At 64.0% G+C, this 436-nt stretch carries 1 pseudogene; it reads left to right on the forward strand.

The annotated features are described in order from the left end of the window. Positions 1 to 436, forward strand: a pseudogene (locus C7G61_RS43505) (ABC transporter ATP-binding protein); the annotation flags it as partial.

Genomic DNA, 436 nt, shown 5'->3' on the forward strand with positions numbered 1-436 from the left:
CGATATCGGCGATTGGCTCTCGCTCTGGGTGAAGATGCGCGAGGTGAAGGCCTGTCCGCCCGCAGACATTCAGGCGCTCGACAAGAGCGGCCCCGATACCAGCCTGCTCACGCAGGGACGCACGGGCTGCGCCTTCAACCACTCCAACCAGTTCGTCGGCTTCCAGGCCATCAACAAGAACACGCTCGGCATCGCCACCTATCCGCAGGGCGCCGGACCCCATCCGGGGCAGTATCTCAAGCCCTCGATGATGTGGAGCATCTATGCCCGCTCGAAGGTTGCCCCGGAGGTGGTGAAGTTCGCCAACTTCACCGTCAAGGATCCGGAAGGCGCGCAGGTCCTCGGCGTCGAGCGCGGGGTGCCGGCCTCGCCGTCGACACGGCAGGCGGTGTCGGATCAGCTTGATGAAATGAGCAGGAAGGTGGTCGACTTCATC

The sequence above is a fragment of the Bradyrhizobium algeriense genome (genome assembly GCF_003062295.1).
In the GTDB taxonomy this organism is placed as follows: Bacteria; Pseudomonadota; Alphaproteobacteria; order Rhizobiales; family Xanthobacteraceae; genus Bradyrhizobium; species Bradyrhizobium algeriense.